Source organism: Bradyrhizobium altum (assembly GCF_020889705.1).
In the GTDB taxonomy this organism is placed as follows: Bacteria; Pseudomonadota; Alphaproteobacteria; order Rhizobiales; family Xanthobacteraceae; genus Bradyrhizobium; species Bradyrhizobium altum.
Window position 1 is genome coordinate 1 of the sequence record NZ_JACMYP010000220.1, and the last position, 15,001, is coordinate 15,001.

12 protein-coding genes and 2 pseudogenes are annotated in these 15,001 nt (G+C 61.5%); 2 read left to right on the forward strand and 12 right to left on the reverse strand.

What is annotated here, in order from left to right; translation table 11 throughout:
- Positions 1–24 precede the first annotated feature (24 nt).
- Positions 25–2,112: pseudogene (locus H8B02_RS35865) on the reverse strand (strawberry notch-like NTP hydrolase domain-containing protein); the annotation flags it as partial.
- On the opposite strand from H8B02_RS35865, the pseudogene H8B02_RS35870 reads away from it, so the two are divergent.
- Positions 2,110–2,217: pseudogene (locus H8B02_RS35870) on the forward strand (transposase); the annotation flags it as partial. The pseudogenes H8B02_RS35865 and H8B02_RS35870 sit on opposite strands and share 3 nt — an antisense overlap.
- A 218-nt stretch (positions 2,218–2,435) precedes the next feature.
- On the opposite strand, the gene H8B02_RS35875 reads toward H8B02_RS35870, so the two are convergent.
- The 7 genes from H8B02_RS35875 to H8B02_RS35905 all read right to left on the reverse strand — a co-directional run bounded on the left by H8B02_RS35875 (position 2,436) and on the right by H8B02_RS35905 (position 11,245).
- Positions 2,436–3,923, reverse strand: coding sequence for a hypothetical protein (locus tag H8B02_RS35875; protein ID WP_229170555.1), 1,488 nt, complete (start codon positions 3,921–3,923; stop codon positions 2,436–2,438).
- Entirely contained in the window at positions 3,920–7,246 is a 3,327-nt protein-coding gene (locus H8B02_RS35880; protein ID WP_229170556.1) for an AAA domain-containing protein, read from the reverse strand. The genes H8B02_RS35875 and H8B02_RS35880 overlap by 4 nt, the downstream gene beginning before the upstream one ends.
- 132 nt (positions 7,247–7,378) lie before the next feature.
- Positions 7,379–8,464: an IS5 family transposase gene (locus tag H8B02_RS35885; RefSeq protein WP_229170557.1), complete on the reverse strand. Its 1,086-nt coding sequence runs from the start codon at positions 8,462–8,464 to the stop codon at positions 7,379–7,381.
- Positions 8,465–8,530: 66 nt separating this feature from the next.
- Positions 8,531–9,205, reverse strand: a complete 675-nt coding sequence (locus H8B02_RS35890; protein WP_229170558.1) for a serine/threonine-protein kinase — start codon at positions 9,203–9,205, stop codon at positions 8,531–8,533.
- Positions 9,151–9,915, reverse strand: coding sequence for a nuclease-related domain-containing protein (locus tag H8B02_RS35895; RefSeq protein ID WP_229170564.1), 765 nt, complete (start codon positions 9,913–9,915; stop codon positions 9,151–9,153). Before H8B02_RS35895 ends, H8B02_RS35890 begins: the two co-directional genes overlap by 55 nt.
- Positions 9,916–10,514: 599 nt before the next feature.
- On the reverse strand, positions 10,515–10,946 hold the full coding sequence (locus H8B02_RS35900; RefSeq protein WP_229170559.1) for a type II toxin-antitoxin system VapC family toxin: 432 nt from the start codon (positions 10,944–10,946) through the stop codon (positions 10,515–10,517).
- Complete coding sequence (locus H8B02_RS35905) at positions 10,943–11,245, reverse strand: hypothetical protein (protein ID WP_229170560.1); 303 nt, start codon at positions 11,243–11,245, stop codon at positions 10,943–10,945. The genes H8B02_RS35900 and H8B02_RS35905 overlap by 4 nt, the downstream gene beginning before the upstream one ends.
- Before the next feature lie 216 nt (positions 11,246–11,461).
- Between H8B02_RS35905 and H8B02_RS35910 the strand changes: the two genes are divergently transcribed.
- Positions 11,462–11,977: a hypothetical protein gene (locus tag H8B02_RS35910; RefSeq protein WP_229170561.1), complete on the forward strand. Its 516-nt coding sequence runs from the start codon at positions 11,462–11,464 to the stop codon at positions 11,975–11,977.
- Positions 11,978–12,116: 139 nt separating this feature from the next.
- On the opposite strand, the gene H8B02_RS35915 is transcribed toward H8B02_RS35910, so the two are convergent.
- The 4 genes from H8B02_RS35915 to H8B02_RS35925 all read right to left on the reverse strand — a co-directional run.
- The gene (locus H8B02_RS35915; RefSeq protein ID WP_312001500.1) at positions 12,117–13,181 is read right to left on the reverse strand and encodes an NtaA/DmoA family FMN-dependent monooxygenase; all 1,065 of its coding nucleotides are present in this window, start codon (positions 13,179–13,181) and stop codon (positions 12,117–12,119) included.
- A complete protein-coding gene (locus H8B02_RS48225; RefSeq protein ID WP_274617723.1) occupies positions 13,078–13,554 on the reverse strand; it encodes an LLM class flavin-dependent oxidoreductase in 477 nt (158 codons plus the stop codon). The genes H8B02_RS35915 and H8B02_RS48225 overlap by 104 nt, the downstream gene beginning before the upstream one ends.
- Before the next feature lie 4 nt (positions 13,555–13,558).
- Positions 13,559–13,984, reverse strand: coding sequence for an OsmC family protein (locus tag H8B02_RS35920; RefSeq protein WP_229170562.1), 426 nt, complete (start codon positions 13,982–13,984; stop codon positions 13,559–13,561).
- 33 nt (positions 13,985–14,017) lie between these two features.
- The coding region (locus tag H8B02_RS35925) for an ABC transporter substrate-binding protein (protein WP_229170563.1) at positions 14,018–15,001 on the reverse strand (984 nt) is incomplete at its 5' end.

Consider the following 15,001-nt stretch of genomic DNA (forward strand, 5'->3'; position numbering starts at 1 on the left):
CGTGTAATGCCGATATCGACATTACACGTACTCACGCGGCGTGATGTCCACGCGGACGTCGTTCCATTCCTCAGGTGGAATCTCGGCGAGCCGCCGTTCCATCAGCGCCTCGCCGGTCGACACGATCTGGATGACCGCGGCATGGCCGTCGGCCAGGTCCCGCTCGATGGAGCGGACCAGGGTCGGCGTCTTCGTGCTGGTGAGCAAATGGCCGAAGAAACGCTGCTTGGCGGACTGGAAGGCCGAGCGCGCGGCCGACTTCGCCTGGCGATTGAGCGTGCCGGTCTCCCCGGTGATGTTGGCGGCCTGCAGCGCCGCGTCGAGGTGATTGTGGATGACGCTGAACGCGCCGGCGTAGGCGTCGTAGATGCGCCGCTGCTCGTCGGTGAGCTGGTGCTCGACGAGCTCGTATTCGACGCCGTCGTAGGAAAGCGAGCGGGCGGTGTAGAGACCGAGTGAGCGAAGATCGCGGGAGAGCACCTCCATCGCCGCGACGCCGCCTTCCTCGATCGCCTCCACGAATTCGGCGCGGGTGGCGAACGGGAAGTCGTCGCCGCCCCAGAGCCCGAGCCGCTGGGCGTAGGCGAGATTGTGCACGGCGGTCGCGCCCGTCGCCGAGACATAGACGACGCGAGCGTTCGGGAGCGCGTGCTGCAGGCGCAAGCCCGCGCGGCCCCGCTGCGAGGGGGCGACATCGCCCCGCTCGCCTTTGCCGCCACCGGCATTCTGCATGGCATGGCTCTCGTCGAAAATAATGACTCTGTCGAAGTCGGAGCCCAACCATTGAACAATCTGCCGGACGCGCGAAAGCTTCTCGCCGCGATCGTCGGACCGCAGCGTAGCGTAGGTTAAAAATAGGACGCCTTCGGCCAACCGGATCTCGCGCCCTTGAGGGAAGCGCGAGAGCGGCGAGACCAGTAGCCGCTCCATGCCGAGCGCCGACCAGTCGCGCTGTGCGTCCTCGAGCAGCTTGTCCGACTTCGAGATCCAGACCGCTTTGCGCCGGCCCTTCAGCCAATTGTCGAGAATGATGCCGGCGGACTGGCGACCCTTGCCGGCGCCGGTCCCATCACCGAGCATGAAGCCTCGGCGGAAGCGGACGGCGTTGGGCGCATCGTCGCGGGCGGCCGTGACGAGGTCGAAGGTCTCGTCCACCGTCCAGGCGCCAGCAAGACAATCGCCATGCGCCTCGCCGGCATAGATCATCGTCTCGAGCTGGGCGTCAGACAAGATGCTGTCGCTGACGAGGTTCGCCGGCAGGCGCGGCCGATAGCTAGGCTTCGGCGGCGCGACCGAGGCCATCGCGGATGACTGCACCAGCTTGGTCGGGTGCGCCTGCGCGCCGGCAATCCGGATCGACTGAAGGCGGTATTCCTCGTAGATGGCGTCGCTGAGATGCGCGCCCTCGGGCGGCGTCCAGTCGATGGTCTCATAAGCAAGGTCGAGGGCTTCGGGATCGGTGACCAACGCCTTGGCCGACCGTGCGGCGGCCCCTGCGAGATAGCCGCGCACGGTGCGAGGCGCCGGCGAGGCTGGCGTGGAAAGCGCGCCAGTCGATGCGACGGTCAGGCGAGGTGGAACGTGCTCGCCGATCCAGCGGAGCAGCGTCGCGACGTCGGGCGCTATTCCCGGCGACGACGGGAATGCGTGCGGGTCATCGGCCGGCGCCTTATCGATGATCGTCAGGCGCGTCTCAATGCTGGTGCCGTGCTTGGCATAAACCGCGCCGTCGATCGCAGCGGTGAACACCACGCGCCCGCACTCCTGCAGACGGGCGAAGGCGTCGCGCCAAGCCGAGGCCTCGGGTGAGACGTTTGCGCCGGTGATCGTGACCAGCCGGCCGCCATCGGCGAGGCGCGCCAGGGCCGAGGCGATGTGACGATAGGCCGTGTCGGCCATGCGGCCGGAAACGTTCGCCATCGCCGAGAACGGCGGGTTCATCAGCACGACACTTGGGACGACGGCGGGATCGAGGTGATCGTCGATTTGGGCCGCATCGAAGCGCGTGACGGAAATGGCCGGAAAGAGGGAAGAGAGCAACATGGCCCGGGTCTCGGCCAGTTCGTTCAGCACGAGGGCGCTGCCGGCGATCTCGGCGAGGATGGCGAGCAGCAGCGCTTGTGCGAAGAGATTCACCTCAACCTTGGATACCGCTTGTTCTGCCGCCTTGGACTCGATGGCGACGTGCACGACCATTCGACCTTCTCGAAGAAGCGATGAGACGTGACCTGAACCAGGGGGCTCTCCCAACTCGAATCCGTCCGAGCGGGCCATAGCGAACTGGCCAAATCCCATAGTCGGTAAATCACGACCCGAATGTGGAACCTACAAGTGCTGTCACATCCACGACGGTGTTGTCGCCGACCGATGACGGTTTGCTGAACGTCTTACGCGGGCACGCTCAACCCTTCAGCACCGAGAGCCATCACAAGTCGTCAGTCTGCATCGGCAACATTGATGTCGAGGGCGGCGTCGATCGAGCTGAGTGCGCGGTGAGCGTCTTCATCGGGCTTCGTCCAGAGAACCGCTCCGGTGCCCTCAGCTTTGGCGGCCAGCTCCGCTATGCTCCGCTTGTAATTGTCGACGATCTTCGGATCGGCCGTTATATACCCGAACGGAAACGGGTAGCTGGAAGCGAGATCTGGCGCATGGACCAAGACCGCCACCCAGCTTCCGGGCTTCAGGATGACTTCGAGAGCGAAGGGAAGCTCACTGGCTGGTACCGCCAGGCAGCGGTCGAACAGCGCAGGTTGTCGATTGGCTTGACCGTAGAGTTTGCTCCACCCCTTCCTGTCGTAAGCGTTTCCGGACCTAGCAAGCAGCACGGTGCCGTCATCGATTTGATTGGCTTTTGAGAGATCCCGAGCGAGGTTCACGAATGGGATGTTTCGTCCCCACGACGAGACCGTAGGCGGGAGCCAAAAGACCGGCGTGCGCATGGTCGACGATCCCTCCGCCGTCGCCTGCGTCCAATCGAGCAGAGCTGAACGTAGCCTATCGGACGCTACGGACCCGACGAGACGAAGTCCAGGCGCTCCGGCACCCTTCAATACCTGTCCGTCAGTAGAGGCGGCAGCACTGACCCACTGTTGTCGCTCGAGTGAGGACCTCACTCCCCCGCGCCGCATGATTCCTCCATCGATCCGATCCACCGCCTCGAAGGCAAGCTGGTGGTCCGAGGGAGCTACGACGGACTTCATCTGCTCGCTGATTGCCGAAATTAGGGGGCCTCTAGAACCCGGCCGGCCTCGGTTAGAGAGCTCTGAGAAGTCGGGCGAGGCGCTGGCTTCATCCGCCGGCCGCCAACGGACCGGTATCTGGAAGATCGCCGTCGTGGCAGCGACGGGCTGAATATCCTCGATCGAAGTCAGACGCGCATCCTCGTCGAGCCAGCGGCGTCTGGCTTGCGTGCTGCGCCACTCCTGAAAGTGAAGGTCGAACGCCTCGGCGGCTTCGGCACCGGCGGCCGCTGCCTTCTCACGGTTTGGGAGCTTGAGCTCCTCGATCACCTTGGCCTCTCGCGCGTTGAGAGAGCTCTCTTCCACTGGAGTGAGAGCGGCAAGATCAAAGGCAACCGTTGCGTTGATTTCCTCTACCTCGAAAAGGTCCAACCTGTCCGAGTCGGGCGAGAGCGCCTTCCAGCCTCGCTGAGACAGGTGAAGCTGTCCGTTGCGCTCTTCCACAAGTCCCGTGCTCAAGACGTCCTGAAGCAGGATCTTGGACTCCGACGGGTCGAAGTCGAAGAATGCAAGCATGTCGTCCAACCGGATGCCCGGAATCAGATGCACCAGTCGCGTGGCATATTCGGTCGCAAGCGGTATTGACGTCCGTTTCATGACGAGCGCCGCGATCCTGAATTTTTGGCAACGGACCGCGAAAGTGGCGACGTCGATGTCCAAGTGATTAGGAATGCTCGACGTCATTGCCCTTCCTTTCCGATCGACATGATTCGATTGGCGGCCTTCAGTTCACGGACAACGGAGGTTAGGGAGTTGCCATGCCTGTCGAACATACGGACGGATCCGACGATCACGAGACGCTCCATCGCCCGGGAAAGCGCGACGTTCACTCGGTTCGCGGCGCGGATAAATCCCATGTCGCGTTCGGGATTGCTTCGCACCAACGAGAGGATGATGATCCGGTTTTCCTTTCCCTGATAGCTGTCGACAGTTCCGACCTTCACCAGCTTTCTGAATTCGGGCGCAAGGCCGGAAGTAATCAGCATTTCCTCCACCAGACCGACCTGCGGCGCGTACATGCAAATTACCCCGATGAGCGGCTCATCCTCCTTCAAGTCGCTCTTCGCGGCTTCCAGAAACTCGGGGCGCCCTGCGATCGTCTTCAAGCACGAAATGATGGTGGTCGCTTCTCGCCTGTTCACGAAGCTTTTGCCAGTCCCGCTCTCCTTGCTCGTCGACTTGGAGTAGCCGGTGTCTATCCAGACGATTTCATCATCCAGCGGGCGTGGCAGAAACCGGTAGTAGTCAGGCGGCGCTCCCCGCTCGGTCGCGAGATCCTGACCGGGATAGAACGTTTTGGCCACCAGCTTCCCGATCTTCGGAGCCATCCGGTACTGTGTCTTCAAACTACGGGCGACCGCTGAGCCATATGCCGAGTGAAACGCCCGCTCGAAGTCGCTTCGCCGGAGATCCCTCTTGGAGGTGAGATTGAGGCGTTCGCCCAACGCTTCTATGAGTTCATGACCGTAGAGCGGCGGAAGCTGCTTGTGGTCACCTACCAGAAGGACGCGACGTCCCGACTGCATTCCGACAGCGAGCTCGCCAGGCGTACAGCGCGCCGCCTCGTCGATGATAACCAGGTCGAACACGTTCTTGTTGATCTGGATGCCCTGCCGCCCGATGCCGACGCATGTTCCGCTGATGAGATTCCTGCTCCTGGCGAATAGCTCCTCGAGGCTCCTCCCCCGCATTCCAAGCGTCGCACCCCATTCCATCGCCAGGCCGTGGATTCGCAGAAGTCTCCGTCGCGCGTCCGGATCGTGTACCGAGTGCCGTTCGGCCACATTGGCGCGAACCTCCTCGAGAGCCCCACGCGGATCACCGCTGACGGAGACCGAATGCTCGGCCGCCGCGTCCGCCCAGGCTTCCCACAGTTGTTCGATCCTCTCCCGCGCCGCCGCCACAGTGTCCTGATCGCGAGATGTCGCAATGTCCTGCTCGCAGAATTCGATTTGGCGCATCAGCGACCCCAGCGTGTTTTCGACCTCGATCGATTCTTCTATGTAATCCCTATCGAGCCCAAGACGGTTCGCCGGCGGCACCACCCGTTCTTTCACGGCAGCACGGAATAGCTCGCGATAGCGGTCCTGGATCGCTCGCGCGTGGAATTTGTGCAGCATCGGAGATATCTTCGCGTGCTGACCCACGCGCAGAAGGTTAATGTTGCCACCGAACTTAGAGGCGACCTGCAGGATCTTTTCGGCGGCGTTATTTACCGCCTCGTGCGATTGGGACAGAACGAGGACGTTGTTCAATCTCGATTGCGTCAGAGCGAAATGAACGAAGGCGGCAATGAACGTCGTCTTGCCGGTTCCGGGCGGTCCTTGAAGCAACCCGAGCGGACCGTGCTTCCAGAGGTGCTTGAACGCTTCGTTCTGGTCGGGGTTGAGCCCATACTGCGTCAGGTCTTCGTCGCGAACCTCGGGACCGAACGCCTGCGGGGTCATGTCGCTATTGGGATCGAAGTACCGTATCAGATTGGGGATGGTCGACTTACCGTCGAGAATTCGCGAGACGGCGCGTGAACGCCGTTGAAAGCTGACGAGGTCGTCCGGGATCTTCAGCACGTCCCCCTTATGCAGACCGCGCGCACTACGAACGTTTCTGACGACTACTGTCGTTCCCTGGGTCCGTTCGGTGTCCAGATCGCCCAGCTTGTAACCATTGCACTGGACGCCGACTGCCTGCCCATCGCTCGGATCAACGTCCGGAACATTATCCTCCGCGACGAGGTACAAGGTACGCTCCTCCGCGTCGTACCTCGGCTCCGAGGCAAGCGTGACTTCCGGACTAATCTCCTCTTCGGCCAAGATAGTGCCCTGCCAGAACTGCGTGACCGGAAACCCGCGGTGAGGCGGTCGCTCAGGCATAGTCGCGCTCGTCACCGCGTCGGCGGTTTTGGAACTCGCGACGTCGTCCTTGGAAACGTCGTCCCTTGAGACGGAGACGGAACTCAAGTGCGCAACTATTAGAGCCGGCAGTTCGTCAAATCCGGCGAACCTGGTCGCTCGCGTCCGGCGGACGGTGACAGAACCCTCGAACGAGAATATGCGATGCCCCTGCGCCCAGGCTGCCTGCCTCATGTCGATCTTGGTCGCGACCGCTTCAATCGGCTTCGAATCGGCAGGATCGAAGTCGACGGTCACTCTCTGATCGAATCCGAAGATCTCGATCGTGTTCGGAGCCTTCTTCGGCTTTATGACGTGAAAAACGCCATTGTCCGATAGCATGGCCCCCTCAAACCCGACCCGCTGCATCTCGATCTCGAGCTCGAGCCTTGCGTTGGGGGGCCGACGCCGGCGGAACGCGATCGTCTCTTTGAGATGCTTTAGGGTCAGCCAGGGAGCGGCCCCCTCGGCACATTTCGAGACGCCCAGGGCGAAGAGCGCCCTTGTCTCCTCGTCGCTACAAACTTCAGCGAGTTCGGTGGCTATTTGTCCGACCGCAAAGCGGTCGCGCGTCCGCAGATCATTGTCGTCTGGCGGACAGTAGGCCGGTGTGCGCTTTCCTTCTTCGTCGGTCGTGAAGTCGACGGCATCCACAAGGATCGGACGCGGCAGGTCGCCGTCGAAACCCACCATAATGTTTCTCGGCGAGAGGTCGCCATGGACCAAGTCGAGCTGGTGAAGTTCGTCCACTGCATCGATAAGCGCCGCTACGAAGCGGCGAAGAGCATCCGGCGTCCAGTCGGAGGTTTTGCTTTCGGAAAGACGCTCACCTTCGACCCATTCCTGCACGAGCAGGAGACCATCGGTACAGAGACACGCGACATCGATTCTGGGCAGCCATTTCGCGTCCACGCGCCGCAGGGCATCGGCCTTGGCGAAGAATTCGATCAGGCGAACCGCGGATTTGCGACGTTCGCCCAGGACACGCTCCGGCCAGCTCTTGACGAAGAGATGATCATCGTTCCTACTGGCCTTGTAGATTCGATACGGCTTTTTGCTGATCCAGTCGGTAGGCTCGTAGTCCGAAATCGGGTCGACATCGCGGCGATAGGCGTCCAATTGCTTCTCTAGCAGTCTGCTGAAAAACCTTGAAATGGAGAGTTTTGTATTCTCGCGGGTCGTTGTTGGGGCGACGCGGCGAAGTTGGAGGTAGTTTTCCAGCCTGGTGTTGGTGTGCCCTGACGCGGGCGGCTAAGCGGCAAGCAGTTTGGGAATGCGGATCAGGTTATAGGCGATCAGATTGAGCAGGAAGTCGGCGGCGACGCGAGCGATGCCACGATGTTTGGTCTTGCGCATGGTGCCGTGCTGCTTGCCCCATCCGAAGATGCACTCGACCATCGCCCGGCGCGATTGCGACATGCCGTACCCCGGATGCCGCGTGGTTCGTTCGTCGATGGCGCTGTTGCGGGTCTTGCCGGTTTTGGTGACGGCCTGGTTCTGTGTCACATGCGGCGTCACGCCGATGGCACGAAGATTGGCAACATGATCGGCGGTATCGTACGCCTTGTCCTCACCAGCCGTGATACGGCGGCCTGCGGCTTTGCGTCTCGCCTTCAGCATGGTCTCCGAAGCCCGGCGTTCGGCGGTGCCATTGGCATGCGTGACCTTGCCTGCCACCGCCAGCCCATGCCGGTTCTCCATGGTGGCGTGGCCCATATAGCAAAGCTTGGCCTCCCGTCCGACCGCCTTGCGATAAAGCCTGCTGTCCGGGTCGCTGGTACTCGCATGGGTGTCGTTCTTGCGCTTCTGGCCGTGGAAGTTGGCGCCGTCATCATCGTCGCCACTGCCGTCCTTGGGGCGAAAGCTCTTCTGTGAAGCCCAGGCTTCGATCAGCGTTCCATCCACCGAAAAATGCTCGTCCGACAGCAGCGTCCTGACCTGCGGATGGTTCAGAAGCCTGGTCATGAACTTCGTGAACACATCGCCGTTCTGCAGCCGCTCCCGGTTCTTGGTGAAGCTGGTCGGGTCCCAGACCGGATCGTCCGGCGACAGTCCCACGAACCAGCGGTACAAAAGGTTGTAGTCCAGTTGCTCCATCAACTGGCGTTCCGAGCGGATGCCGTAGAACACCTGCAGCAGCAAGGCGCTCAGCAATTGCTCCGGAGGGATCGAAGGACGTCCCTGGCTGGCGTAGAGCCTCCCAAGGCTGCGGTTCAAATCACTCAAAACATCCCGGACAAGTTCCCGGACCTTCCGCAGCGGATGGTTCGCTGGCACACGCTTATCCGGCGCGATGTACGAAAACAGGCCGCCCTGATCCGTAAACCTGCCGCGCATGATCGCCCCCGCCGATTCGAGATGATAAAGTGAATCATCAAGCCCCCTCCGTGGCGAGGGGGTTCTTCAGCAGACTGCTAGAGAAGCCTTCTCGGTCTTGCGCACAAGTTCGGCGAACGCGTCGGCCGCTTCGACGCCGTTGTCAAAGCGCTCACGCGCTTCGGTCTTCAAACAACGATCGAACCAGCCCCTGAACGCGTCTGGAATATCCAGACCCTTCATGGTCCCGGACGTCCAGAGCGGAACGCGATCCATGGACTGCAGACGCTCTCCTGACAGCAGCGTCCAGACAAGCGCGCCAGCCAGGAACACATCCTGCTGAAATGGCGTTCCGCTCGAGCTCTTGCCCACGTCCTCGGGTACCCTGAACCCGCTTGCAAGAAGTTTCGAGCGCGTTCCACCGATCGACGTTCGTTCCGGGAAATGTGCGGCACCAAACCCGGAAAGAACGACCTTGCTTCGGCGCTCGTTGATCCAAACCGAATGTCGGTCAAGGTCGCGATGAGCAACCCGAATACGGTGAAGGCTCGCTATCCGGTCGAGGAACAACCGCGCCAATTCGACACGTCGCTCGAACGTCAGATCCTGGAGAGGACCCTGGAATCTGTTGAGCCTTTCGAGATCCGGCAGGCGGTCGAAGATCTCCGAGTACCTCAGAGTGTACTCGGAATCGAAGTGGATCGACCTCAGCACGTAGTTTTCGTACAGGGCCGGGTCCTGCACACGGATGTGTCCGAGCACGGCCCGCTCGCGCTCCGCCACGGACGCCGCGCTTCTTCGACGAGGAATTCGCTCTCGACGGTAAAATCCCACAACCTAAGCAGCCCCGTATAGTTCGGATCTTCAGGTTGATGACAGGAGAATTCCTCGAAAAGGGGGTGCTTGAATTCCGAATCACCGACCGGAATGAAGCCGTAAAATCGCGTCTTCCGGGGCTCGAACAGCTTTCCATTTTGGAAGAACCCCTGGAGTAGCGCACCAAGTTGCCCTGTGCACAGCGGGTTTGAGGCTCCAAACCGTGAGTGGGTCGTGAACAGGCGTCGAAAGTCTTGCTCGCGGGAAATCTTCAGGAAGTCCGCCAGCTTTACGGTCCTGTCGAGTTCGACCTTATCCAACCCACTCGGATCGCAATCCGGATGAGTGAGGACGACGACGCTTTCCACTGGCGGCGCGGCCGGAATCTTATGCACCTCGGATCTAATGAGATCAGCGAGGATCTTCGCGTTATCGCGAATTTCATGCGCGGGCGAACGACCTAGATTATCGGCGCCTCGGTGCCAAAAGCCGCCACGGTTGTCGATCCGACCGCGGATGTGCTTCAGATCGACCAGGATGATCCGATCGGCCGCTATGATGACGGCATCAATTTCGCGGTCCTGGCCACGCCGACCGCGCTGTCGCATCACGAAATTCGCAAATCCCATCCACTGCCGCGGAAGAACGCGGCGCATCTCGGCCAAGCCTTCCATCTCCGTGGGATGCGGACCTTGAGGTAGAAAGAAGTGGATATCCATTTATGCCCTAATTCGATCTAAAGACTATGATTAGCGTTGGCGGGATATCCGCCCAAATCCTCTGGACCAAAAGCTCTCGCCGCGGAGACTCAAGCTCCAGCCGCTGCCCCTCAGGTTGCATCGCTCGGCAATAGCCCCGCTGGGGCAGGATCGCCAGCCCCCTCTATCGTACAAGCTTGAATGATTCGCTTGGCGTCATCTCCCCCTTATCGCCCTATGACCTTCCGGTGCCGACCTGGCGGCGGCCGCCAGCCCGCGACATCGAACGGCGCGAGGCTAATCTAATCTTCGCTATTAGCGCCGGCACGGCGCTTCACCTCCGACAAGGTGTTTATCCTATTGTAGGATATTATGGTGGTGATCATCGGGAGGCGGCAAATTACCAAGTGCTCGATTTTATCGAAACCAAGTTTATTTGGGAGGCGCTCTCTTGCTTCTTCCTTTTTCAGCGCGCGGAGATAGTAACTCGTTAGCCGGCGGTTATATCGCACGAACAGCGCCCGATCGACCTCAACGCTCTCCAATTTGCCGCGGCGTCACATCGATCCACGGATCGGATTGATGACCCGGACCCCGGCAAAATCTTTCTCGTTGTCCGTTACCACGACGCAGTCGTTCGAACCGGCGACGGCCGCGATGATCATATCAAGCCCGTTGCGTGGCCGGCCGGCGGCTTTCCCTTCCGCCATCAATCCCGCCCAGATGAGGCCCGCCTTCTCGTCGAACGGCAGGATGCGGCCCGCGAACAAAGCCTGGGGCCCCTCCGGACCTGAGAACCAGGCGTCGAGCGCTGCTCGTCGTTTGCCGTTCGGCTTCTCCAGGATGCCACGATGGATTTCGGCGAGGGTAAGCGAGGTGATGAACAAATGGTCGTCGCGCTGTGCCGCCATCCAAGCCAGGAGCGATTCCGATGGCTGCGGCTTGACGACATTGCTGATGATGTTGGTGTCGAGAAGATAGCGTGTCACAGGTCGACCTTGCGCCCTTCTTCACGTGGGCGCGTCACGTCGAGATCGGCGCCGACGAGTGGCGAGCGCCGCAACGCGTTCAGGATGCCACCGGGCTTGGGCGGCTCGCCAGAAACGGCCCGTTGAACCGTGCGCCGGAGATTACCAGCTTCCGGCCCTTCCTCGCTCAGCTTGCGCGCAAGTACTCTGATGAGGTCGCGGTCGGCCTCAAGGGCCTGGAGTTCGAACCGCACAATGCCACGCTTCGTCAGCCGGGATCGGTAATTTTCGATCGCCCTTCTCTGTGCACTCTTGCTCACTGATCGCCTCCATAGTATATCTGGATATATAGCCGAATCTTCGGTTCGCTGCAAGGCCGCGGCTCTTTTGGGACCCCCAGAGCCGCAGAGATGAAAAGAGGGCGGAGCTGTGTGCGACGTCGCGATCACGCAAATGGCGGTCCGGACTGTTCATCACGAAAATATTTTTTGTACGATCGACTTTGCGGCATCCTTGAGGGCGTGCCGGGAGCGAAGTTGAAGGACAAGATTGGCGCTCTGGAAGCACGAAAGGCCGAGTTGGTCGACCTGCTCGCGAACGCGGAGGACCCGCCGCCCCTCCTCCACCCGAATATGGCGGGGATCTACCGTCACCGCGTGGCCGCCCTGTATGAGAACCTGCAAAGCGAAGGCGAGAGAGCCGAAGCGGCGGAGGTTTGCCGCACGTTGGTCGATCGGGTGACACTCGTCCCCAATGGCGAACAGCTAGCGATCATATTGCGCGGGGACCTAGCCGCGATCCTGCGCTTTGCGGCAGGCAAGAAAAACCCCGACTTCCTTTCGGAGGCCGGGGCTCTAGATGGTTTGCTATCGCAAGCATCGGTGGTTGCGGGGAGGCGCAACACCCGATCCCTGCGGAATGGGAACCAGAGCGTGAATGGCACCCGTTCCGAGGTACCGTCGCTAGTTGCGCAAGAAACAGTGGTCGCGCGGGCACCCACCATCCGATTTCTGCAATTGATTGAACGGGAGATCCCGAAGCTGGCCGCGTAGGGCCCACATGGTAGAAAACAAAAAGCAAAACTAGTGTTTGCAGGCACTTCTGAGCGGCGCGCCACTCAGCACAAAATTATGAACCTTATGTGATTGAAATTGCTAATCGATTCTGAGCTTGGAGGGGCATCGTCGTTTTCTATCGAACTCCTTGTCGGGGTCCCACTGGAGTAGCTATTCGCGCCAAACTCCTGACACGTCCGATGTGATCGTTCAGTTGGCTCGGACTTCCCGACGCGAAACACCCAAACCGCCAAGCATGCCAAGCTGTTTGAAGATTAACGTTCAACCTGGCGGCCGGGCCAAGCCGAGCGAATCGCGCAGGGTCGCCCCGTCGTACTCTGTGCGGAAGAGGCCCCGACGTTGCAGCTCCGGCACGAGGCCGTGGACCAACTCCTCCAAACCGCCCAGGAGGGTACGGAACCTGCAACATGAAGCCGTCGCAGGCGCCGGCCTCGAACCACTCCTGCATCCGATCGGCGACCGAACCGGGCGTGCCGGCAAATCCGCTGGTGGTTCTCCCGGCGCCGTAGCGCTGTCCCAGTTCCGCTAGGCTCAAGCCCGAGCGTCGCGTCAGTTCGGAGACCTCGCGGTAGTGCCCTTCGACCCCGGGAACGTCGAGATTCTCGGGCAAGACCTGATCTTGGGGGAAGCGAGAGAGGTCGACGCCCAGATGATAGGATAGTGTCGAGAGACCAGACTCTGGATGCGACAATTCGTGGAGTTGGTCGTGCAGCGCCTTGGCCTCCTTCTCCGTGTCGCCAATCACCGGAACAATGCCCGGCAACACCTTGATCGTATCGGGGTCACGTTCGACCGCGACGTCCATCAGGCCCGGCGTCACGAAGATGATCTCGGCCCACCGCGCCGCGAAATCGCGGCCGCGATCCGAAGCGCCGGCCTGGATGAAGACCGGGCGCCCTTGCGGCGGCCGGCTAACATTGAGCGGGCCTTGTACGTTGAACCATTTGCCGGAATGATCGATCCGATGCACCCACGCGGGGTCAGCAAACAGCGGCGTCTGGCGATCCCGGATCAGCGCACCATCCTCCCACGAATTCCACAGCTTGGTCACGACCTCGATAAACTCGTCGGCCCGCTCATAGCGCTCTTCGCGCGAAAGCTGCTCGGTCAGGCCAAAGTTGCGCGCCTCGGCTTCCTGGAATGAGGTGACGATGTCCGGCGGCGCGGCCGCCGCTGAGATGGTCGAGCGTCGCGAGCGCCCGCGCAAGTACGTAGGGCTGGGCGTAAGTCGTCGATATGGTCGCGCCGAGACCGAGATGCTTCGTCGCACCGGCGATGATCGAGAGCACCACCAGCGGATCGAGCCGCAGCGCACCCAAGGCGCCGTAGCGAAGCTGGCTGTCCAGGCTACCGCCTAGCGTGTCCGGAATCGCGAGGATGTCCGCAATGAACAAGAGATCAAACCGCCCCTGCTCCAGCAGCCGGCCGATATTCTGGTAGTAGGCGGCGGACAGCAGGTCGCCATCCGCCTCCGGATGCCGCCATCCGGCATGGCTGCCGGAGACGGGGCCCGCGGAGACAAAGGCGGCAAGGTGCAGTTTCTTGTCAGGCATCGGGTCAGCTCACAGTCCAAGAAATCTCGACGGGGCCGCCACGCTTCAGCGTGTTGTAGATCGGGCAGTTGGCGGTGAAGCCGGCGACCAGCGTCTCAGCCTCGCCTGCCGTCACGCCAGACAGGCGCACGGCGATACGAATCCATTCGTACTGCGTCGGATCTGTAGCGTGACGCCGGAACGACACTTCGGATCCCGCCTCACGCAGAACAATCCCTCGTTCTTTCGCCGTCTTCTGGATCAGGCCGAGCGAGCAGCTGCCGAGTGACGACAGCAGCAATTCGCCGGCGTTGATCGCCTCGCCCGGGCCGCCGACGGCCACACGCTGGTCCGAGATGAAATGGTTCTTACCCGCGCTGAGCCAATAGCGGCCGAACTGGCCGATCGTAGCGGAGGTGATCGACACCGTTTCGCCGGCTGGAGCGTTCATGATGATCTCTCTGTTGTTGGTTCAGGCGCGGGCCTATGCGCCGAGCTCCAGCGCGACGGCCTTCTTTGCAGCATCGAACTGCGTGCCGAGCAGGAAAGATCGGACGTCGACCTTGTTCGGGAGCACGCCGAGCGCGTGGAAGTTGTCGGCGAGATCCTGGGTCGACGCTGCCGCCGCCTCATCGATCGGCTTCAGCGCGACCGCAGTCGACTCGGACAGCCTGGCATCGCGCACAAGCTTTTCGTAGACGGCCTGCTCGGTTCCGTTCGGCGGAAAGCCGCCTTGCGAGGCCCAGAGCGCGACCGACTCGGCCGGATGCGCGAAGATATAGGCCTGGGTCTCCCGGATGATCTTCACGAATTTGGCGAAGAGCTGCGGATACTTCACCGCGACGTCACTGCGCGCGACGTAGAACGCGTAGTCATAGGTCTTTACATCAGGGAGGAGGCGGGCCTTGCCACCGAGCTTCGTCAGCGCCAGCGCGGTAGCCGGTTGCCAGTGAATCCAGCCGTCGATGCTGCCTTGCGCAAATGCCGTGAACGCATCTGCTCCGCTCAGGCTGACGGCTGCGACGTCAGATAATCGCAGGCCAGCGGTGTCCAGATATTTGATCAGGCTGTAGGTGCCCGTCGTGCCGTTCTGATGGGCGATCTTCTTGCCTTTCAGATCGGCCGCGGTCTTGATCGACGAATTGGCCTGCACCAGGAAATCGACCTCGTCGACCGGCAGCGGATAGGCTGCGAGCGGCACGATCGGAACGCGCGCCGGAACGGCGTTCACGACCGCGGTCGCGGTTGCGAAGGTGAAGTCGACGGAGCCGGCCTTGATCGCCTCCATCACCGGAAGCGACGCCGTAAATCCGGGTTGCCAGACGATCTTGGTGCCGAGCTCGTGTTCGAGATTGCGGCCGCCCGCGCCTGCGCGCAGCGAGGCCCAGACGCCGGTGCGGCCGTCGCCGATCACCGCGACGGTCAGCTGCGGCGGTACCGCATCGGCGGCATTCGCGCGCAGCGATCC

What these genes read in the sequence shown, in the direction of transcription:
- H8B02_RS48225 (WP_274617723.1), bottom strand. Translation starts at nt 13,554, where the DNA reads ATGCCTGACAAGAAACTGCACCTTGCCGCCTTTGTCTCCGCGGGCCCC.
- H8B02_RS35920 (WP_229170562.1), bottom strand. Translation starts at nt 13,984, where the DNA reads ATGAACGCTCCAGCCGGCGAAACGGTGTCGATCACCTCCGCTACGATC.
- H8B02_RS35885 (WP_229170557.1), bottom strand. Translation starts at nt 8,464, where the DNA reads ATGCGCGGCAGGTTTACGGATCAGGGCGGCCTGTTTTCGTACATCGCG.
- H8B02_RS35895 (WP_229170564.1), bottom strand. Translation starts at nt 9,915, where the DNA reads ATGCGCCGCGTTCTTCCGCGGCAGTGGATGGGATTTGCGAATTTCGTG.
- H8B02_RS35875 (WP_229170555.1), bottom strand. Translation starts at nt 3,923, where the DNA reads ATGACGTCGAGCATTCCTAATCACTTGGACATCGACGTCGCCACTTTC.